19 protein-coding genes are annotated in these 22005 nt (G+C 39.1%); 12 read left to right on the plus strand and 7 right to left on the minus strand.

Translation table 11 applies throughout. The features are described 5' to 3' along the window. Nucleotides 1-22: 22 nt before the first annotated feature. The 3 genes from ACZ9EE_RS18585 (at nucleotide 23) to ACZ9EE_RS18595 (ending at nucleotide 4882) form a co-directional block, all read left to right on the plus strand. Entirely contained in the window at nucleotides 23-1078 is a 1056-nt protein-coding gene (locus tag ACZ9EE_RS18585; protein WP_476029353.1) for an SIS domain-containing protein, read from the plus strand. Nucleotides 1079-1124: 46 nt separating this feature from the next. Further along, a complete protein-coding gene (locus tag ACZ9EE_RS18590) occupies nucleotides 1125-1784 on the plus strand; it encodes an HAD family hydrolase (protein WP_476029355.1) in 660 nt (219 codons plus the stop codon). Between the two features lie 320 nt (nucleotides 1785-2104). Further along, on the plus strand, nucleotides 2105-4882 hold the full coding sequence (locus ACZ9EE_RS18595; RefSeq protein WP_476029357.1) for a sigma 54-interacting transcriptional regulator: 2778 nt from the start codon (nucleotides 2105-2107) through the stop codon (nucleotides 4880-4882). Between the two features lie 218 nt (nucleotides 4883-5100). Here ACZ9EE_RS18595 and ACZ9EE_RS18600 read toward each other — a convergent pair whose 3' ends face one another. Beyond that, on the minus strand, nucleotides 5101-5814 hold the full coding sequence (locus ACZ9EE_RS18600) for a HoxN/HupN/NixA family nickel/cobalt transporter (protein WP_476029359.1): 714 nt from the start codon (nucleotides 5812-5814) through the stop codon (nucleotides 5101-5103). 381 nt (nucleotides 5815-6195) lie between these two features. Here ACZ9EE_RS18600 and ACZ9EE_RS18605 point away from each other — a divergent pair, with 381 nt between their 5' ends. Together ACZ9EE_RS18605 and ACZ9EE_RS18610 are read left to right on the plus strand one after the other, a co-directional pair. Further along, nucleotides 6196-7587: an EAL domain-containing protein gene (locus ACZ9EE_RS18605; RefSeq protein ID WP_476029362.1), complete on the plus strand. Its 1392-nt coding sequence runs from the start codon at nucleotides 6196-6198 to the stop codon at nucleotides 7585-7587. Between the two features lie 16 nt (nucleotides 7588-7603). Continuing rightward, nucleotides 7604-8452 (plus strand): ATP-binding protein, encoded by an 849-nt coding sequence (locus ACZ9EE_RS18610; RefSeq protein ID WP_476029364.1) that lies wholly within the window; start codon nucleotides 7604-7606, stop codon nucleotides 8450-8452. 46 nt (nucleotides 8453-8498) lie between these two features. Here ACZ9EE_RS18610 and ACZ9EE_RS18615 read toward each other — a convergent pair whose 3' ends face one another. The 5 genes from ACZ9EE_RS18615 to ACZ9EE_RS18635 form a co-directional block, all read right to left on the minus strand. Beyond that, entirely contained in the window at nucleotides 8499-8780 is a 282-nt protein-coding gene (locus ACZ9EE_RS18615) for a KGG domain-containing protein (protein WP_476033007.1), read from the minus strand. Nucleotides 8781-8961: 181 nt separating this feature from the next. Further along, nucleotides 8962-10422: an alpha-amylase gene (locus ACZ9EE_RS18620; RefSeq protein WP_476029366.1), complete on the minus strand. Its 1461-nt coding sequence runs from the start codon at nucleotides 10420-10422 to the stop codon at nucleotides 8962-8964. A gap of 236 nt (nucleotides 10423-10658) precedes the next feature. After that, complete coding sequence (locus tag ACZ9EE_RS18625; RefSeq protein WP_476029368.1) at nucleotides 10659-11795, minus strand: zinc-dependent alcohol dehydrogenase; 1137 nt, start codon at nucleotides 11793-11795, stop codon at nucleotides 10659-10661. Between the two features lie 16 nt (nucleotides 11796-11811). Then, nucleotides 11812-12171 (minus strand): spore coat protein, encoded by a 360-nt coding sequence (locus ACZ9EE_RS18630; protein ID WP_476029370.1) that lies wholly within the window; start codon nucleotides 12169-12171, stop codon nucleotides 11812-11814. A 15-nt stretch (nucleotides 12172-12186) separates the two neighbouring features. Next, complete coding sequence (locus ACZ9EE_RS18635; RefSeq protein ID WP_205180216.1) at nucleotides 12187-12396, minus strand: spore coat protein; 210 nt, start codon at nucleotides 12394-12396, stop codon at nucleotides 12187-12189. Between the two features lie 182 nt (nucleotides 12397-12578). Here ACZ9EE_RS18635 and ACZ9EE_RS18640 point away from each other — a divergent pair, with 182 nt between their 5' ends. Next, nucleotides 12579-12782 (plus strand): hypothetical protein, encoded by a 204-nt coding sequence (locus ACZ9EE_RS18640; RefSeq protein ID WP_476029373.1) that lies wholly within the window; start codon nucleotides 12579-12581, stop codon nucleotides 12780-12782. Beyond that, nucleotides 12782-13093, plus strand: coding sequence for a spore coat protein (locus tag ACZ9EE_RS18645; RefSeq protein ID WP_476029375.1), 312 nt, complete (start codon nucleotides 12782-12784; stop codon nucleotides 13091-13093). The genes ACZ9EE_RS18640 and ACZ9EE_RS18645 overlap by 1 nt, the downstream gene beginning before the upstream one ends. Nucleotides 13094-13219: 126 nt before the next feature. On the opposite strand, the gene ACZ9EE_RS18650 is transcribed toward ACZ9EE_RS18645, so the two are convergent. Beyond that, complete coding sequence (locus ACZ9EE_RS18650; protein ID WP_476029376.1) at nucleotides 13220-15802, minus strand: substrate-binding domain-containing protein; 2583 nt, start codon at nucleotides 15800-15802, stop codon at nucleotides 13220-13222. A 470-nt stretch (nucleotides 15803-16272) separates the two neighbouring features. Here ACZ9EE_RS18650 and ACZ9EE_RS18655 point away from each other — a divergent pair, with 470 nt between their 5' ends. From ACZ9EE_RS18655 to ACZ9EE_RS18675, 5 genes are all read left to right on the plus strand, one after another. Then, the gene (locus ACZ9EE_RS18655; RefSeq protein ID WP_476029378.1) at nucleotides 16273-16986 is read left to right on the plus strand and encodes a LytR/AlgR family response regulator transcription factor; all 714 of its coding nucleotides are present in this window, start codon (nucleotides 16273-16275) and stop codon (nucleotides 16984-16986) included. A gap of 129 nt (nucleotides 16987-17115) precedes the next feature. After that, complete coding sequence (locus tag ACZ9EE_RS18660; protein ID WP_476029380.1) at nucleotides 17116-18060, plus strand: substrate-binding domain-containing protein; 945 nt, start codon at nucleotides 17116-17118, stop codon at nucleotides 18058-18060. 198 nt (nucleotides 18061-18258) lie between these two features. Next, nucleotides 18259-19428: a substrate-binding domain-containing protein gene (locus ACZ9EE_RS18665; RefSeq protein ID WP_335575645.1), complete on the plus strand. Its 1170-nt coding sequence runs from the start codon at nucleotides 18259-18261 to the stop codon at nucleotides 19426-19428. 65 nt (nucleotides 19429-19493) lie between these two features. Next, a complete protein-coding gene (locus tag ACZ9EE_RS18670) occupies nucleotides 19494-20990 on the plus strand; it encodes a sugar ABC transporter ATP-binding protein (protein WP_476029382.1) in 1497 nt (498 codons plus the stop codon). Then, complete coding sequence (locus ACZ9EE_RS18675) at nucleotides 20971-21951, plus strand: ABC transporter permease (protein WP_476029384.1); 981 nt, start codon at nucleotides 20971-20973, stop codon at nucleotides 21949-21951. Before ACZ9EE_RS18670 ends, ACZ9EE_RS18675 begins: the two co-directional genes overlap by 20 nt. The last annotated feature ends 54 nt before the right edge of the window (nucleotides 21952-22005 follow it).

Here is a 22005-nt window from a genome sequence, read left to right on the forward strand (position 1 = left end):
ATAGAAAGGGAGATTGAGAGAAATGAAAATTCAAGAATATATGCAAGAAACTCCAGTAAAAATGAAAGAAATTATTCAAGCAGCGGACCAGCTGTTCGCGGAAGTAAGAACAAGAGAAATTGACCGTATTGTTGTGACTGGCTCAGGAACAAGCTTTCACTCTGGACTTCAAACGCAAAAATTAATGCAGCATTTTGCAGGAGTTCGTGTGGATGCCTACTATCCATTTGCCATTAACACGGAGACATTTCTAGGAAACTCATCTAAAACATTGGTAGTTGGCATTTCGCAAGGAGGAAGCAGTTACTCTACCTATAATGCGATGAAAATAGCAAAAGAAGCAGGTTGTTTAACAGCCTCTATGGCAGGTCAAGATGATGCTCTAATTGATGAGGTAGCAGATTTCATTCTTACGGTTCAATGCGGCGAAGAATTAGCAGGTGCAAAAACGAAAGGTTTTTACTGCACAAAGTTAAATCTGACCCTTCTGGCCCTTCAATTGGCAAGAGAAACTGGCAAGCTATCAAATGAGGACTATAATAAGGAAATTTCCGTACTAGAAAAAACAGCCGATCAGTTCTTAAAAACGTATGATACAGCCCTACAATGGATTGAGACAAATAAAGAAAAGCTTGCTCAAGCGAAGGATATTCGTGTAATCGGCACAAGTGAGATTTATGGTGATACGTTAGAAAGCGCGCTGAAATTACTAGAAACGATGCGTATTCCTGTTACAGGATATGAGTTTGAGGAATTTATCCATGGTATCTACAATGCGGTAAATGAGGATTCAACTATCATCATTTTTGATACAGGTGTAGAGAAACGGGTAGAGAAAATGGTTGAGGTGCTATCCGGCTGGACCGAGCATATTTATGTAATTGGCAGCAAAGTGGAGGAAAATCCACAAAATATGAAAGCAGAGTTCATTAACCATCCATACTATAAAACATATGAATACATCATTCCTGTACAATTAATCTGTGCAGAAATTCCTCCATTAAGAGGAGTAGACCCAAGCATTCCAAAAGACCCGAAATTTCATATGAAATTGGGAAGCAAGAAGTTTAATAAGTAGGTTTTAGTATGGAATAAGAGAATTTAGGAAAAGGGAGGTTGATGATTTGATTAAGGCTGTTGTCTTTGATTTTGATGGACTGATTATCGATACCGAGACCGTTTGGTATGATAGTTTTAAAGAGGTATTGGGCAGGTATGATATTGAGTTTCCATTAGAGATTTTTCTCCCTTGTGTCGGAACACATGGAACCATTATCGATGAATATATTGAAGAAAAGCTAGGTGAAAACGTCAGTGTCACAGAGGTAAGACAACAAGTACGGGAATGCCATCGTGAAAAAATCGACGGTATTGGTGTCAGAGAGGGAGTACGTGATTATTTACAACAAGCAAAAAAATTGGGTCTCAAGATTGGTTTGGCTTCTAGTTCAAGCAAAGAATGGATTCATGGATTTTTAAAAAAACTCGATTTATTCCATTACTTTGAAGTTATTAAGACTGGTGATGATGTCAAAATGGTTAAACCTGATCCCGCCCTTTACAATCAATGCCTGGATGCTTTAAATGTCAGTTCCAATGAAGTCGTAGCTTTTGAAGACTCAAACAATGGAGCGAGAGCCGCAAAGGCTGCAGGTGTAACTTGTGTAATCGTACCAAATCCTATAACTGCAGGAATGACTTTTGAGCAATACGATTTGCGGATTGAGTCCATGGCCTCTCAATCACTGACGGATGTGTTAACTAGAATTGCCACTTTTGTGTAAGCTATCCGCTTTATGGACTTCAAACTCTAGAGCATTACAAATCAATAATTAAAGCCGGACCCCTTGGAATGAGGAGGGATCCGGTCTTTTTATATAAAAGTTGAGTTGCATGAACAATTTGGATTTGGTGAGTCATGCTGCTAGCCGATTAAAAGCATTCCAGTTAAAGGGTCCTCAAAACACCTCTTTTTCCCAATCCTCAAGCCTTTGGTTATATTATGTATTATAACGTCATAGAAAACCATTGAAATATATTGTAAATTCATATTACAATCGGTTTATTAAGAAAGTTATCTTTAATAGATGGGAGGGCTAACAGTATGTATGATGAATTCATAGATTATATGATTGAAGTGACTACCACATTTTCTGTTGAGGCTGAAGTAGATTGTGCACCATTTCAAACTGAGGCAGTGGCTCTCCATTTTAATATAGATCGAACTAGAGCAAGCAGAATATTGAATGAATTGGTTAAAGAAGATATTCTAGTGAAAGTGAATACACGTCCAGTTTGTTTTTTACACAGAGAAAAGCTAGAAGAAAACTATGGAAATGTTGCAAATTCTACTTATGATAGTTTTGATGCTTTAAAAAAAGAATTAGTAATTGATAAGGCAGAAGGAATTTTTAGTCAGTTGATTGGATATGAGAAAAGCTTGAAAGAAGCTATTCAACAAATAGAAACATCTATTCATTATCCTGACAATGGGTTGCCGCTAATGTTGCTTGGACCTACGGGAGTAGGAAAAACTTTTTTGGCCAAACTCATTTATGATTATACCCGTGCAAAAATGATCATTGCGAATGATGCCCCTTTTTATGTATTTAATTGTGCGTTGTATGCAAATAATCCGGAATTGCTGACAAGTTACTTGTTTGGCCACGCAAAGGGGTCATTTTCAGGTGCAATTAAGGATCAAATCGGACTTATTGAACAGGCAGATCACGGGATACTGTTTTTAGACGAAGTTCACAGGCTGGATCGAGAAGGCCAGGAGAAATTATTCACGTTTATGGATCAGGGAACTTTTTCCCGAATGGGGGAAACAAATGTCGTTAGAAAATCCAAGGTTCGCTTAATTTTTGCAACGACAGAAAACTTATCTGTTTTTTTAGAAACATTTTTAAGAAGAATTCCTATAACTGTAAATGTCCCAAGCCTCGAAGAACGGGGCCAGGCTGAGAAAAGTCAGTTTATTCAGAGTTTTTTTGCAGAAGAATGCAAATTACTCGGTATTCCAATCCATGTCACTAATAAGGCACTTGATATCTTAAATAAATATTACTATGCCGGAAATATTGGAGAATGCAAGAATATTATTAAATACTCCTGCGGGTTTGCCTATTCCAAGAAAGAGAAAAACATCGACCAGATTTTTATCACTTTGCAGGAATTGCCCGGACAAATTTATAAGAATTCTCCACAGCTATTTGATAATTATGCTGCAAAGGCAGGGGGCGTTTTATTTCATCCTCATAAAAAAAAGCAAATCCTACATGTGAATGAAACGATGATTAAGCATATTGAGCAAACCTACAGAAATTGTATGGGGTATTTTTCTAAATTGGAAAATAGTGAATGGAAAGAACGCGAATTTCTTGAGAAGTGTACAGTAGAAATTACGGCAATGACGGACAATCTAATATTTGAAAGACCGAATGAATCAAAGAGTTTTATGATGGAATTTAATCTCTCCGCCATACAGGACATTTTTCGGTATTTAGAAACCCATTATAATATTAAATATGATGGAAATAGTGTATATACACTTTCATCCTATTTATTTTTCAAATCCCATCCGTTTATCCTGAATAAACAAGATGAGGCCCTGACAAAGCAAATGCTCCAATTTATTAAAAGACATTATAAAGCTGAATATTTAATAGTGGCGAAAATCAGGTCTTTTATGGAAAAGAGTATGGAATTAAATTTATATCATGAAGATATTATTTTGATGACATTATTTTTGTGCAAAAATCAAATACAGCAACATGATAATCGTCTGAAGGCGATGATTATTGCTCATGGTTATGCAACGGCAAGCAGTATTGCAAATGTTTGTAATCGCCTGTTAGGTGTAAAGGTTTACGACTTCATTGACATGCCTGTTGAGTCATCCATAAAGGATATTACGAAACAAATGCTTCAATATGTAGAGGAAAATGACACATCTAGCGGGTTGGTTATTTTAGTGGATATGGGTTCGTTAAGTCTTCTTCACGATCAAATCAAAGAGGCCATTGATGGTCCGCTTCTTTGTATAGATCAGGTTTCTACATCATTTGCTTTAGAAATTGGGAATTACTTATCACAAGGCAAATCTATTGAAGAGATGTTGAAGCCGTTGGAGGAACTTGTTCGGCCTAATATTAATGTTTATTATCCTTCTAAACGGAAGGATTATGCAATTGTTACTTCCTGTTTTACAGGTATCGGCACTGCTACACAGATTCAGCAATTACTTTCTGAAAGTATGGAAGATTTGCTTGATATAAAAGTAGTATCCCATGATTTTGAGCGCTTAAAGCAAAATGGAATGAACGAGCCACCACTTCGAGTGTATGATGTTTTGGCGATTGTAGGAACAGACAATCCTGAAATTGAGGGAATCAATTTTATTTCATTGGAAGATATTATTTCTGGGAAAGGTGAAAATGATGTTTTCAAAATCTTTGAGAAAATCGCACCTCCGGAAACGATTCGAAAAGTGAATGACAGAATCATCAAGAACTTCTCTCTAACAAGAGTAATTGATTCCTTGATCATTTTAGATACGGAAAAGGTTATTTCAAAGGTGGAACATGGGATCAAGCAATTGGAAAATCAGATCAGACAAAAGCTGCCCAATGATAAAAAAATTGCCTTATTTGTCCATGTCAGCTGCTTGATAGAACGCTTAATCAGAAAGTCACCGATTTCGGAATATCCGAATCAAGAAGAATTTGAGAGAGTTTATAAAAAGGAAATAAGTATTATAAGAGATGCATTCAATGTGCTTGAAAAAACATATAGCGTTCAAATGAATATTGCTGAAATTGGTTATATTTTCAATATCATTAAAACAAATTTAATTTCCGATAAGGAGTTATCGACATAAGCAGATAACATTTAAGATAGGGTTTCCCCAAATTTAAGGGGATACCCTTTTCTACGTTCACTGTTTGGCATGTATCCTTGCCGTTTTGCTTGGCAGTATAGGGGTACATAAATTTTTATAAAAGTGTATCCATTCTAGTTTTTTAATCACATTACCCATAAAAAAAGCCCTCCACCTATATACGAAGGGAAGGACCTTTTGTTTTTAACATAAATCTACTATAACCAAAGTTTATATAATCCTTCTGTTACCGCTAAGTTATACATGTAATACACCCCAAAAGCGATACTAATGACACCAGTCACCCTTGTAAGAGCCTGATTCAGCACCCGTTTTTTGGCACTAAAAACAAAAGGAATCCCAATCAGAGTCGTAAAGAAAAGCATTCCCAAAATGGTTCCTGCTCCGAATATCAGGATATATACAGCCGCCTCCCAAACACTCTTGACTGTACTCATCGTTAGCAAGACCATTGCGCCGCTGCCAGCTAGACCATGCACTAAACCGATAAATAAGGATTTCAAGTATGAAACATTTGGGTGTTGGTGGTTATGCTGATGCTGCCCGTTATGAGAATGGGAGTGGAGATGTTTATGCTCGTTCCCGTCATGTGCATGCTGGTGAATGTGGACATTTTTAAAAGAAAGGATAGTTGTTAAACCAAGGTAAACAAGCATGATTCCCACTAAAAATTCTAATGACATCGCCCATTTTTCAGGTATTTCACCTTTCATTAAAATCAGAATAACGCCAATGATAAATAATGTCGCCGTATGGCCAATTCCCCAGAAAACGCCCGCTAAAGTGGATTTCAATAATTTTTTACTTTGGCTGGCAATGGTAGAAACAGCAATCACATGATCCGGCTCGATCGCATGCTTGATTCCAAGGACAAATCCTAAAGCTAGAATGGAAAGAAAACTTATCTCCATAATTTCCTCCTCATAAGTTAAAATCTTTTAAAAAGGTATGAATGCTATTAATAAATAATACTATTCTGCTTAACTAAAAGAATTATAGCAAAGAATTATATGAATTGATATTATTTGTTTATTAAACAAACTATATTTTCTTTATGCTCCTTGGTATTTGGTGGCATTTCGACCTGTTCAATTCGGACAGGTGCGCTAAGCGTGGTGTCATAGATTTTTCGAGGAGGATTACTGCCTTAAGAATTCACAAGTGAACCTGTAATATTAAGTTTTTTCCTCCTTTTGTACTAGTCGAAAAATTTTAAAATAGAGCCATTTGATTTCATAAATGTGATAAACTGACAATATCTTTTTTAAAACAGCAGTGATGGGGTATAGTTTGTGAATGAATCAATAGACTCAATAGACAATAAAAGTATAAAAATAGAACTAGAAAAAGCCATTGGACAGAACCAATTTTCACTCCACTATCAGCCGAAGATTGATTTAAGAACGGGCGAATTAGTTGGAGTAGAGGCGTTAATTAGGTGGAATCACCCAAGATGGGGAATGATACCACCAGATATTTTTATTGGGATAGCCGAAGATACAGATTTAATTATTCCGATTGGGGAATGGGTTTTATTTTCTGCTTGCAGCCAAATTAAAAAATGGCAAAATGAAGGTTTTTTCACAGTCGTTTCTGTCAATCTATCACAAAAGCAGTTTATTGACTCCAATATCGTTAGAACCATTGAAGAGGTTCTGCAAAAAATAGGGCTGGAACCACACTATTTAGAGGTTGAGCTAACTGAAAGTATAAAGTCTGATATTGATCAGACCATCCTATCCTTACAACAATTGAAGAAGCTGGGAGTATCGATCAGTATTGATGATTTTGGGACGGGCTATAGTTCATTAAACTATTTAAAGGAATTTCCGATTGATACATTAAAAATTGACCAGTCTTTTATCAGAGAACTTCATCAAAATCTGAACGATGAAGCGATTGTAAAAACGATTATCTCGATCGCTCACAATTTAAACCTGAAGGTTGTGGCCGAAGGAGTCGAAACAAAGGAACAGCTGATCTTTCTCCAACAGCATTTGTGTGATCAGGGGCAAGGCTATTTATTTAGCAGGCCTATGCCGGCAAACGAGTTGAAAGAAACCCTTTCGGAGGTTCAACAAGTTGTAAATCAACACGGGATCCCCGAAGATGCAAGGACTCGGATCTGGTATGAGGAGTTATTAAATCAAGCAAAAAAAGAGTTACAAGATACCGTTCGTTTGCAGCAAGGAATGATCTTTAAGTATAAAAGAATAAATGGACAATTTATTCACACCCTCTGTGATGGGGAATTATTATATAAAATGGGATTCATCCCTGCTCAAGTGGTAGGGAAAAGATTAGAAGATTTTCTTCCACTGGAAAATGCCTTAAATAAAACTCCCTACTATCAGAGGGCGTGGGATGGAGAAGAACTTGTTCAATTAGAAGACCAGATTAATGGAATTAACTACCTGGCTAGTTTACGCCCCGTCAAAAAAGGCGGAGAGGTCATCGAGGTCATTGGATCTTGTGTGGATATAACCGCCCGAAAACAGGCAGAAATTTCTTTACGCGAAAGTGAGTCCAGGTATCGCCTTATCACAGAAAATACGAGTGATATCCTTATGCTGCTGGATCATCGTGGACGGATTTTATATGCATCTCCTTCACTAGGCAGGTTACTTGGCACCCCAACAAAGTCCTATGTAGGGGGAAAGCTCATTTCTGTTAATTCACCCTGAAGACAGAGATCAAGTGATGGAACGATATAAACAAATCTTAAAAAAGGTTCCTTCTGCGCGAATGGAAGCACGTTTCCTTCATGCTGATGGCAGCTGGGTATTAATTGAAGGTATTGGTACGCCAGTGTTGGGCAGTAATGGTGAAATGGAACATTTTATCATTGCGGGACGTGATATAACAGAGAAAAAACGAACAGAAGAACAATTAGCACAATCAGAGAAATTAGCGATAGTAGGAGAATTGGCTGCTGGGATGGCACATGAAATCCGAAACCCGATAACATCCATAAAAGGATTTATCCAGCTATTTGAGCAAGGGATACAAAAGCCGGAATATTTTAACGTAATCTTTGACGAGTTTCAAAGGCTTGAGGATATTCTTCAAGAATTTTTAAACCTGGCTAAGCCGCAGCCATTCAAGTTAAAAAAGTATGATTTGGCATCCATTATTCAAGATGTTGTCAAGTTGCTTCGTCCTGAAGCTAATCTGAAAAATGTTCAAATCTATCAAGAATATGACCAGATGCTCCCGAAAATTATGTGTGATCGTAATCAAGTTAAACAAGTTTTCATTAATATTATTAGAAACAGTATGGAAGCTATGGTAAATGAGGGGATCATTAAAATCCTTGGAAGTTTAGAAAGTGAGTATGTCCTGATAAAAATAATCGATAATGGGATCGGGATTAGTGAAGAACGTCTGAAAAGACTCGGTGAGCCTTTCTATAGCAACAAAGAAAAAGGTACGGGTCTGGGTTTAATGTTATGCTTTAGAATTGTAAAACAACATAATGGGACGATTACGATAACTAGTATCGAGAATCAAGGTACAACCGTTGAAGTTCGTTTTCCGATCGCATACTAATAAAAAAAGGGAGAAGAGTTGTCTTCTCCCTTTTACCTATGCACTTTTAATCATTATTATCCCGTTGTTCCGATCTTGCTTCTCCGCCTTTACGGCCGATATCCTGATAAAATTCTTTATCATGGTTTTCAGATGTGGCTTCTCCGCCTTTGCGGCCAATTTCCTGGTAAAATTCTTTGTCATGGCTTTCGGCTGTGGCTTCTCCGCCTTTACGGCCTATTTCCTGATAAAATTCCCTGTCATGGGTTCTAGAAGTTTCTTCTCCGCCTTTGCGACCTGCTTCTTCCACCGTCATACTACCGTTTTTTTCGTTTCGATCTTTGTTCATCATAGATTCCTCCTTTTTGAGTTTGGAATTGCTATTGACTTACATTCTTTATGTACCCGGCTTCTTGGGTTTCAAACTATTTTTTCTCTTTTTTTAAAATGGTTTTGGGGTGCCGGCAGTGTAAGATAACAATAAAAAAACTGCCTTTCTGAACTAGGATTCAGAAAGACAGCCTTCTATCTTACTCTTCAGGAACATATGCCCAAACCGAAACGCCTCCGCCATTAACAGGGAAAGTAGCGTATCCATCTTCTTCAATCAGGATTTGTTCATCCCTTGAGTTCATGAGATCAACCCAGGTTTGCCCAGCCTTGTCTTCACCAACATACATTCTTTTCTCCCCATCATCTCCATTCGAAATGACAACTGCACATCCGGAATTTTCAACATCCTCTACACCAAGTCGAACCCAGCCAATCGTATTTGGATGGTCGAAGTAATCATGCTGCTCCCCGTACGCCTTATTGTACCTGGCAAGCAGGAGGCGATCGAGGATTTCTTGTTTGCCATCTTCAGGCTCTGGGCCGCCGATTCCAAAATAATCCCCATAGAAGACGCATGGATTCCCATCTCTCCTAAGGAGAATGAGCGCATAGGCACTTGGCTTAAACCAGTCCTCTACCCACGATTCCAGGGATTCTTGGGGCTGAGTGTCATGATTATCCACAAAGGTAACAGCATTATCCGGGTGGGTGTTTACAAGGGTATCCTCGAATATAACGCTTAAATCAACCTCGCGTCCTCCGGTGGAGGCTTCATGCAGCTTATAATGCAAAGGAACATCAAACAGGGTGATTTCATAATCGACATGATCCAGATATTTTTGGCAGGCAAGAAGTTCCGTCTTCCAGACCTCTCCTACGAAAAAGAAATCATCGCCCCGATGGTTCATCATCTCTATTACAAATTCCCTGATGAATTGGTGATTAATATGCTTGATGGCATCCATGCGGTATCCGTCACAATCAAGGGTATCAGCAAGCCACTTTCCCCATTCAATCATTTCTTTTATTACTTCAGGATTTTCATAGTCAATATCGGCAAGCATTAGATAATCATAATTTCCGAATTGATTATCGACATGTTTACTCCAATCCTTGTCATCCCCAACGATTTTAAAGATTCCCTCTTTTTCTGTCTTTTCATCATAATCTGTTCCGTTAAAATGCGTATAGTCCCATTTAAAAGAAGAATATTTTTCGCCGCGCCCTGGGAAGGTGAATTTTGTCCAAGCTTCAATTTCAAACGGTTCAGATATTTCTTTGGTCCGATCCTCCTGGTCCACTTCAATGACCTTAATTTTTTCCGTTTCGTCGGCACCTGCTTTATGGTTCATGACGACATCTACATAGACTTTAATGCCGACATTATGACAGGCAGCTATTGCTTCGTGCAGTTCCTGCTTCGTCCCAAATTTTGTCCGAACGGAACCTTTCTGATCAAACTCACCCAAATCATATAGATCATATATGGCATAACCGTTATTGTCCGGAGTGGACGCTTTTGTCACTGGTGGGATCCAGACGGAAGTGATCCCCATTTCCTTTAATTGCGGGGCCATTTCCTTCAGACGGCTCCAATGTTTGCCATCCGGTTCTAGATGCCACTCGAAAAATTGCATGATGGTTTGGTTTCTCTCCATACTCTGTTTCCCCCTTGGTTATGTAAATAGTAGAGTATAGGATGTTTACCCAGTTAGGCTCTAAACCAATCCAGTTAGGGGTGACTTTAATTTAACTATTAAAATATTTAATTTTTTTGGGGGCTAATCATGCTGGTTAGGGTTCTAGTTGTAAAAGATGAGGAGTTTGTCTGAAAATGGGGAAGGTGCACAGGGACGGTTCTCATGCTTCCGAAGCATGAGAACCGTCCCTGTGATTATGGTTTTAACACTACTTTTATACAATCTTCTGTTCTGGTATCGAACACTTCATAACCATGCTTTGCTTGATCTAATGGGAGGACATGTGTTACTACATCACTTGGGTCAACTTTTCCGGATGCAAATAAATCGTATAAGAAAGGCATATATGGAATAACAGGTGCTTGTCCCATTTTTATGTCGATATTTCGCTGGAATAAATCCCCGAGTGGGAAAGCGTTATAGCGGCCGCCATATACTCCAGTTACTTGTATAGTACCGCCTTTTCGAACCGCCTGACTGGCAATGACTAACGCACCCATTGCTCCGCCATGCAACTTTAGTCCGCTTGCCAGAAACTCCATCGGTGTCCACTTTCCATCCATTCCGACAGCATCAATGACGATATCCGCTCCGCCTTTGGTGATTTCTTTTAGGTATTGACCGGTGTTTTCATGCTGCTCAAAATTGACAATCTCCACCTTGTTCGTACGTTTAGCATGCTGCAAGCGGTAGTCAATATAATCTACTGCGATAACCCTTTTTGCCCCTTTGTACCAGGCAAACTTTTGGGCAAGTAACCCTACAGGACCACAGCCTAATATGACGACAGTATCTCCGTCTTTCACGCCAGCATGATCAACCGACCAATAGGCTGTAGAGCCCGCATCTGCGAGCAATACAAGTTTTTCATCTTCCACTTCACACTCTTCGGGGATTTTAAAAGGAGTGAAATTCCCGTAAGGAACTCTCATATATTCGGCTTGCCCGCCCGCATAGCCGCCGGTAAGCTCGGAGTAGCCAAAAAATCCGCCCATGTCTCCGTGAGGATTGGAATTGTCACATTGGCTGGTTAGGTCATGCTGACAATACCAGCAAGAGCCGCAGCTTACATTAAAAGGGATAATAACTCGATCGCCTTTTTTTAGGTTTCGGACATCCGGTCCTACTTCCTCTACGACACCCATTGGTTCGTGACCAATGACAAAGTCCGTAGGCATACTTGGAATCATCCCATGAATTAAATGGAGGTCCGATCCACAGATAGCAGAGGATGTAATTTTTACAATGATATCATCTGAGTTTTTAATAGTGGGATCTTTAACCTCTCTAACTTCGACATTTTTAATCCCTTGGTATGTTACTGCTTTCATCTATGTATCCCTCCTTTTATTGGTTTGGTGTAGCGAACATGCCGCCTCTGTCTGTGTCATTAGGGAATAGAGTCATTTGAGCGATTTGGACAGCTGTCTCTGCCCCTTTTAGGTCAATTGGGACCTGTTCTTTAAAGTTATAAGGATGGAGCCATTTATTCTTCATCATCAGTTCACTAATTTCCCCATGTAAATCAATGGCGGATTCTAATTGTTTCGTTAATACTATTCTTAATTCAGGGTTGGTCGTTTCAGTAATAGCAAAACCATAATTGCGAATCCCATTTTTTACGGATAGTAGAAAATCCATTGCAAATGTGGAATCCGCTAAATTTGGCATGCCTTCCGCATTTCGCGGATCAAGGTAATCTTGCATGTTGTCACCTCCAGTTTAATGAAGTATTTGGCTTTGTTTATAAAATGGGAGAAGTTCATTTATATCCTGAATTGATTGCTTTACATCCTTTTCCATGAGTTGTTTTAACTCATTGTTAAAGCAAATACCTTGCATTAACTTGGACCTGAGCAAACATACTGTCTTAAAATTGATGATTTCATGTGTTTCTAATGTTTCATGTAAGGCTAATTTTTCCTGATCCATTTACTCACCTCCACTTCGTAACAGAGGTATTTTGCCCATTCATCTTTTTGTTTTATGCGAGGTTTTATGTTATTACAATAAAATTAATATTCTATTGATGAAATCAATTAAAATAATGAATATTAGTCCCGGCTAAATGAAAATATAAGAGGGCAAAATACAATACTAATGGAGTGAACGGCATGGTAAAATACTTAGGATTGCATGAGACTCTTGATCTTCACGAATTACTCACCTTTAAAAACCTCTGCTTGACAAAATCATCGACGATGAGTGCGCTGGTACAAGATGAGGAATTAAAAACGATCCTGGCAAATGATGCGGCTTTAGGACAACAGCATATTGAACTATTACAGCAATTTTTAACCAATCGGGAGGCACAGTAATGAATGGATTTATCCAAAATATGGTGGGGATGGGCGGTATGACCGATCAGGTCATCGCAACCGACTTCTTAATATCGGCGAAAGCAGGGGTTCGAAACTATACAGTGGCTATCACCGAAGCGGCTACTCCAGAATTACGGGTGGCATTACGAGAACAATTAAGGGCTGCCATCCAAACACATGAGAATATTACCAACTATATGATTGCAAAGGGATACTATCATCCACATGAGTTGAGTGAGCAGCTGCAGGTTGATTTAACTGCTGCCAACACAGCAACTAACCTTGCACAACAACAATCTAATAGTTAGTTTGTTATAAGAATGGCCAACCAGTAAAACGCAAATAGGTTGGAAGTATAGGTGGCTTTATATTATCCTTATAAAGAAAAAACCAACTTTCTATTATTAAAAAATGAAGGTTGGTTTTTTTCAGTTTCATTTGTTTATTTCATTATTTATATATCTTTGAATAACATCCGGAGCTTCCTGGTTATAAACTAATTTCCAAGCATCAAGAACATTTTCTTTTGTTACCTTTATAGGGGGAACAGCTACATAGGATGGTGCGGGTTTCCCGAGCAGCGCATACCCTGCCAAAATGGCTTCAGCTACTCCTTGATGGAACGGCATCTGAGAACCTAATCCCTTGATTAGTCCATCTTTGGCCATTTCTACGGCAGCATTGGTACCTAAATCAATCGTCGTGATGACTAAATCTTCTTTTCCTAGCCTCCGAGCTGCTGCCATAGCTCCAACCGCTAATAGATCCCATACGACAAAGATTCCATTCAAATCCCAGTGTTCGGAAAGCATGGAGGCTGTCAGTTTTTCCCCCTCATTTGGATTCGTAAAACCGCCGCGTGCAATGATTTGAATGTCAGAATAGTTTTCTATAATTGTTTTTTCAAATGCTGTTAATCTTTGTTCCGTTACAAAAAAGTCAGCGCCATGATAGATGACTCCAATCTTGCCTTTACCGCCTAGTTTCTCCGCCATAATATCGGCTGCATGGACACCGTTACCATAATTATCAGCTGAAACAACACTTACATAATCCTGCCCATGCTGTAAATGGTTTGGTGTATTGTCCATAAATACAAGCTTTATCCCTAATTGCGCTGCTTTTTGAAAGGCGCTTGCCGTCGATACCGGATCTACAGGAAGACTTACAATGATATCCGGCTTTTTAGTTAAGATGGTTTCGATATCTCTCACTTGCTTTTCCTTATTAAATTGGGCATCTGTGACCATTACTACCTCAATGCCCATTTTCTTAAAAGTTGTCTCTAATCCTTCGACCTGGGCCCTTGACCAATTATTCCCTGTATAGTGCATCGCGATGGCAGCCGTATAATTTTTTTCCCTTAGCTTTTTCAATTCCTTCATGGATAACTGCAGTGTTTTGGCTGAAGTAGCCTCCTCACCATGTGGTCCTGTACTTAATATTTTTTGCTCGGGAATATTTTGATTGATTGTACTCGTTAGAGTCTCGTTTACAGTTATCAAAAATTCTCTTACATTAATGGGTTTCGTTACATAATTATCAAAGCCCTTGTCTAATGTCTGCTGGATGTCCTGAGGCATGGCATTGGCACTGACAGCAATAATCGCTATATCTTTCGTTTTTTCATCCTTTTTTAAAAGGTCAAACACCTCATAGCCATGCATATCTGGGAGGTTAAGGTCCAGGAGAATTAAATCTACTTTTTCAGTCCTAGCCAGTGCCAATCCTTCTTTTCCGGAACGAGCAGTTAAGATCGTATAGGATGGCTGGGATTTCAGGATGTTCTTCACCAAGTATAAGTTCGATTCATTATCTTCCACATACAGTAAACCATAGTGATCTGACTTCGCATTCTTTGCTGGTAAATCGATCACTTCTTCCCCCCATTGCATCGCGGTCGTTAAATCATGGGGAAGGGGGAGGCTAAAGCAAAAATCGCTGCCGATTCCTTTTTGGCTCGCTACACTAATTTTTCCACTCATAAGTTGGACAAGTTGCTTTACTAAAGATAATCCAATGCCCGTACCTTCCTCTTGTGTCCCTTCGATCCGATAAAATGGGACAAACACTTTCTGATATTCTTCAACAGAAAGCCCGACTCCTGTATCCGCGATATGAATAACTGCCTCGTTTTGTTTCATATACGAGAAAATCATGACTTTGCCGTCTTCCCGGTTATATTTAATGGAATTATCGAGAAGATTAAGTAGGATTTGTTTCAGGCGAATCGGATCGGCAAGAACGGTTACGGTTTGCGAAGGGTCCATTTGATTATGAATTGTAATTCTTTTTTTCATAGCAAGCGGCTGTACGATCTTGATACATTCATTGATAATAGTCTGAAGTTCTACCTCTTCTATGGAAACTTTTAAATGGCCTGTATCAATTCTTGAGAGATCTAAGATATCATTAATTAAGCTTAATAGATGCTTTCCTCCGCTTAAAATTTCTTGGACAAAGTCCTGCTGCTCCTCATTTAAGGTTTCATCTATTTCTAATAGCTGGGCGAAACCAAGGATTCCGTTCAATGGTGTCCTGAGTTCATGGCTCATTTTGGAAAGAAAGTCCGATTTGGTTAGGTTTGCTTTTTCCGCTGCTTCTTTTGCATGAATGATCGTTTGTTCCAGCTTTTTTCGTTCGGTAATATCCGATATCGTCACAAGCGCAGCTTGTTCCCCGTCTTTATGTAATTTAAGTGGTTTTGAAGTAATCGAAAGCCATTTAGTCCCATTATGTCGATCGCTTAATCCCAATACATAATCATGAAAAGGAATCCCCTGTTCGAGGGTGATAATTCCTGGCAATTCCGAATAGGGCAGGGGGGATCCATCTTCTTTTACATATTCTAATTGGCTTACATTGGATTCTGTTAATAAATCTGATTTAATCCCTAATACCTTTTCAACATTTTCATTAAGCGCAATCATTATCCCCGACTTTTCATGAATAATGACGCACTCGGACATGGTTTGTAAAACTTCCTTATATAAATTTTCTTTGGGGTTAATCTCCATTTTTATATCCTGCCTTTGAACGAATAGTTTTACATTTTCTTGGATGCCTTAGCTTTAGTATAGTCCACAGTATTTCTTCTTTAAAACTGCAAAAATCATCATACCTATTTAATATTAGGCTGTGTTAATCATTTATGTTGATTTCCGCTCCAGGCGGCTTCGCTTTCCGCGGGGTCTCCCCTGCCCCGTACTCCCGCAGGACTTTGAATTTGCATCCTCGAATCCGCCCACGCACGAAGGAAATGCGATAGCATTTTCGAGGAGTCTTCGCCGCCTTCCGCTCCAATCAACATGCTAAAAATCAACAATATTCTTTAACACAGTCAATATTTAAATACTTCCTATCCTGCTTAAACTACCTTATACTGAGAGTAGTTAGTTTGACAGCGATTTCAAATAGTAGTACGTTATCTATTAATTTTTATCTTAATGTTCCACTTAAATAAAAGCTTTTAATATGAGGTGATCTTTTGAGAGTTTTAATTGCAGAGGACCATGCACCATCCAGAAAACTATTGAAGCATCTCATTAAACCTTTGCAGAGTTATGAAATGGTTGGAGAAGCCGTTAATGGTGAGGATTTAATTTGCAAGGTGATGATAGAAAAGCCAGACATCATTTTGGTTGATATTAATATGCCATTGTTGAATGGGATGGAAGCGGTAAAATCTTGTAAAAAAGTAGTCCCCTCATTGCAAGTTATCTTTATCACCGGGCATGATGAGTTTGCCTTAGAAGCTTTTAATGTAAGTGCAATCGATTACATTGTCAAGCCTATTGACCGTGACCGTCTTTATGCAGCGTTAGGACGAGCAGCTGCACTTGCCAAGCCTCCAGTCGAAAGCGAACGCCAAACCGTTAAGAAGGATTTAATGGTTAAACAGTCCAATCAGTTTTCTTTTATACCGTTAGATGACATTATTTTTATTGAACGAGCAGACCGGAAGGCCGTCATCCATACAATTGATCAAAAAATAGAGGTAAATGAAGCATTAACGAATCTTGAAGAACTCCTTGATTCCCGTTTTGTAGCCTCCCATCGTTCCTATATTATTAATTTGCAATATTTAAAGAGGATTGAAACGGCAGGGCAAACGTACAAAGCATATTTTAAAAATTATGAGGAGACAGCAAAGGTTTCCAAGAATAAATTAGCTGAATTACAAAAAAATAAATCGTTGTGAGGTCCGGATTTACCGGACCTCACTTTTTTTGGTTTTTTTAAAAATTTATGATTTTATTGTCCGAATGAACGATGATTTTGTCCAAAAGGATAGAAAGCGATTTCGGTTGGATAAAAACCTTGTCGGAAGATGATTAGACGACAATTTTGTAATCGATTACAATCCAAATATAGAAACAAGAAAGGACAAATAACAAAGATGGTAGGAAGTGTAGATGTAGCAAAGAAGGAATTTGTTTCAGCTAAAACCATTCTAGTTGTTGTACCTGACATAACAAATCCGTTTTTTTCAAAGGTGTTTAGGGGGATTGAAGCAGTAGCGGTTACGAATGGATATCAAGTTATACTCGGCGATACAGGCAATGAACTGGTAAGAGAAAAGTGGTTTTTAAACCTTTTGCATCAAAAAAAAGCAGATGGAATGGTTTTATTAACTGCCCAAACGGATGCAGCGACCGTTGAAGAGACGGCCCAAAGATTTCCGTTGGTCCTTGCATGTGAGAATATCGAAGATTCCAACATCACAACTGTTTCGATTGGTAACATAAGCGGTGCCAGAAAAGCAACGGAATATTTAATCGATTTGGGACACGAAAGAATTGGCTGCATTATTGGACCTCTCAATAGTGTCTTGAACCGAGACCGTCTCAAAGGATTTTATCAAGCAATGTCAAGCAACAACCTTATCGTGGATCCAGTGTTAGTCCAGGAAGGTCATTTCTCTTTTGAAAGCGGTTTTAACCTCATGATGAAGTTTTTTGCCATTGGTCAACTCCCATCTGCGATTTTCGCTGCCAATGATGAAATGGCAATGGGAGTCATTAAAGCCATTAAATCTAAGGGGCTTAAGGTGCCAGAGGATATTTCGGTTCTCGGTTTTGATAATCTGAAATTCTCGTCCATATTCGAACCAGGTCTGACAACGATTGCCCAGCCCGCGTTTGAAATGGGAGAGAAAGTGGCCGAATTACTATTGAGGCTCATCAATAAAGAGGAAATCAAACACGAGCAAATGTTTTTCACTGACCAGTTGATTGTAAGACAGTCTTGTCAGCAGTATGTGAAAAATTTTTAGAAAAAAATGTAATCAATTACATTTTTTGAAGTCCATAGAAGCCTGGTTTTATAACTTAAATCAATGTAATCGATTACTAGTAATATTCTATTAAGCTTACATTTATGAAAAGGGGGTGGTGCCACACTTATAGATTGTAAGGTGGTACCGACAAATAACGAGCTTCAACTAAATAACTACTATAGTGGGGGTAATCAAATGAAAAAGAGTTTTTCTATTACAGTTTTACTGTTACTTGTTTTAAGTGTTTTTCTTGCAGGGTGTGGCGGAAAAAAATCTACATCTGAACCAGCGAGCACGAAAAAGAATGAAAACTACTCAGAAACAGCTTCAGGACCATTAACGATCAATCCAAAGATTCCTGATTTAGCGGTACAAGATAAAGGGCCGAACGGAGAACAGGCCGTTTCAGCTAAGACATTGCAGCTTACGCAAGATGAGCTAAAGAAGATTAAAGAAGGTCATTATAAAGCGGCGATTGTTATGCACTACTCTGGTACTGACTATATGAATGCCGCAGTTGGTGCGATGAAGGATACATTTAAGAAGATGGGCATCAAGATCGTTGCTGTAACAGATGCACAGTTCAAAGCGGAAAAGCAAGTAAATGATATCGAAACCGTTTTAGCGAAAAAGCCGGACATTATGATTTCTGTTCCAGTTGATGCCGTATCTACCGCACCAGCTTATAAAAAGGCTGTTGCCCAAGGCGTAAAGTTAGTATTCATGGATGGTGCTGCACAAGGTTTAGTTGCAGGTAAAGATTACATCAGTATTGTGTCTGGTGACAACATGGGTAACGGAGCAACAGCAGCAGACATTATGGCTGAAAAACTTGGCGGAAAGGGTAAAGTCGGTATTTTGTATCACGATGTAAACTTCTTTGTAACCAAAAACCGTTCTGATGCTTTTGAAAAAAGAATCAAAGAAAAATATCCAAATATTGAGATTGTCGCAAAAAGTGGGATTACTGGTCCAAATCAGGCAGAAGAAGTAGCATCCGCTATGATGACAAGACACCATGATATTGATGGTATCTTCGCTCCATGGGATGTACCGGCTGAAGGTGTTATGGCTGCAGCAAGAACGGCTGGCAGGGATGACTTAGTTGTTACAACAGTTGATTTAGGTACAAACGTAGCAATCTCCATTGCACAAGATGGAATTGTTAAAGGTCTTGGAGCACAGCTGCCATATGACCAAGGTGTAGCACAAGCTATCCTTGCCGGCTATGCCCTATTAGGAAAAGAAGCACCAGCGTATGTTGCTTCACCATCAATCAAAGTTACGAAAGAGAATGTATTAGATGAATGGAAGTTAATCTACGGAACAGAGGCTCCTGACACAGTAAAAAATGCGATGAAGTAATTTTAAAAAAAGGATAGAGGCTGCTTTTGAAAGCAGCCTCTAACATAAAAAGAAGGTGAACTTGGATGGAACAACCGATTCTCGAAATGAGAGGTATTAATAAAGCTTTTAATGGGATTACCGTTTTAAACGATGTTCATTTTTCCGTCAAAAAAGGTGAAGTTCACGCCTTGATGGGGGGAAATGGTGCCGGGAAATCGACGTTAATGAAAATCCTCACAGGCGTATACTCTGCAGACAGCGGCGAGATTTTAATTGAAGGAAAACCGGTAAGCATCAAAAGTTATGATGATGCTCAAAAGAATAATATATCGATGATTTTCCAAGAGTTTAGTTTAATTCCTACCCTTACCGTCGCCCAAAACATCTATCTTACTCGTGAGAAGAAAACATCATTAGGGCTGCTCGATGATAAGGATTGTGAGAAGAAAACAGAAAAATTGCTAGAAGAATTAGGCGTAGATATTAGACCAAATGATGTCGTTCAAAATTTGGGGGTTGGCTATTGGCAGATGACGGAAATTGCCAAAGCGCTTTCCCAAGAAGCAAAGATTCTGATTATGGATGAGCCAACCTCGTCCTTAACCAAAAATGAAACGGAAGTACTCTTTAGTTTTATTAACAAATTGAAAGCAAAAGGTTATTCCATCATCTATATTTCTCACCGGATGGATGAAATCTTTCAAATATGTGACCGAATCACGATTATGCGTGATGGCCAATATATCACAACAGAAAAATGCAGTGAAACCGATCTTGATACTGTAATCTCACATATTGTCGGAATGCAATTTGACCAAGCGTTTGAATGGAAAGAACGTACCTATGCAACGGACGTGCCGCCCATTTTTGAAGTTAGAAACTTAAGTGGCGACCATGTCCAGGATATTAATCTAAAAATTCAGCCGGGTGAAATCGTTGGAATTGCCGGGTTAATGGGAAGCGGCCGGACGGAATTACTTCGAAATCTCTTTGGGATTGACCCAATTAAGAGTGGAGACGTCTACATCAATGGTCAAAAACAATCCATTAAGAATCCTAAGAATGCCATAGAAGCCGGACTTGCACTGATTCCAGAGGACCGCCGGATGCAAGGATTGGTCCTTGAACATAGTGTCAAGGATAATATGATTCTTCCAATTCTTTCGAAGGTGAAAAAAGGGGCTTTTATTGATAGTAAGAAATCCAATGAGATTAGTAATGAATTTGTAAGGAAGTTAAATATTAAAACGGATAATATTTTTAAAAAGGCCGGGTTGTTATCGGGCGGTAATCAGCAAAAAATCGTTCTAGCTAAATGGCTGGCCAACGACCCTACTGTCTTGATGTTGGATGAACCAACGATTGGTGTAGATATTGGTGCAAAAACGGAAATTGTGGAGATTATTAGAGCCATGGCCGAAAACGGCAAGGCAATCCTTGTGGTTTCTTCCGAACTTCCAGAACTGCTTGCTTTGAGTGATCGTGTCATCGTTATGCATGATGGGGAAATTAAAAAGGAAATGACCCGCAGGGAGATTAAATCAGAGGAGGAATTACAATATGCAATCCAAGGTTTCTAGTATTCAAAAACCAGCCACTCCTTCATTGAAAGGATTCGAGTGGCGTAATTATATTGTCTATTTTGCCTTCGTGGGCGTATTAATCTATTTTTCTATCACCTTAAGTGATGAAGGTTTCTTAACTTCAGGGAACTTATTAAACATTGTTAGACAAACAGCGACGATTTCTTTGATGGCGTTGGCCATGACATTTGTTATTAGTACAGGGGAGATTGACCTTTCTGTTGGTTCCATTGCTGCCCTTTCTTCTCTCGTCGGTGCATTAGCCATCCAAGCGGGTTATGGCATTATTGGTGGACTCATCGGCGGTGTAGGTACTGGACTTGTGGTTGGATTAATCAATGGTTTGCTAGTAACAAAAGTAGCAATTCCTTCTTTCTTAGTAACACTTGGAACAATGGGAGCCGTTAAAGGTGCTGCGATGTGGGTTACAGATACTGCTCCAGTTCCGATTGTAGACGCAAATTTCAATTTCATCTTTGGTTCAGGGGATATTGGGCCGATTCCAGTTCTACTTATTTGGACTCTAGTATTTACAGTGATTGCTCATTTCTTACTTCGTAAAACATCTTTTGGCCGTCAGGTATTAGCGACAGGTGGTAACGAAAATGCGGCAAGATTCTCTGGCGTAAAGACAATGAAGATCAAGCTAATGGTTTTTCTTGCAACTGGTTTAATGGCTGGGTTAGCTGGTCTCCTATATGCGGGCCGTATGAATGCCGGACGTTTTTCCTTCGGTGAAGGCGATGAGCTTTCTGTTATCGCTGCGGTTATTCTTGGTGGAACAAGCTTGTTTGGCGGTGTAGGAACAATCATCGGAACGATTGTTGGTTCCTTAATGATTGGTACGATCAACAATGGTTTGATTATCATGGGTCTTGATGTCAGCCAGCAAATGATTATCAAAGGAGTTATCATTATCTTGGCGGTGGCTTTTGGTAAGAAAGCGTTGAAGAGGTAATTTTTAATAGCGGTTTCCGCGGAATAATTGCAAAATTCTGCATAATTCCCCCGG

The organism is Bacillus sp. URHA0034 (genome assembly GCF_056280405.1).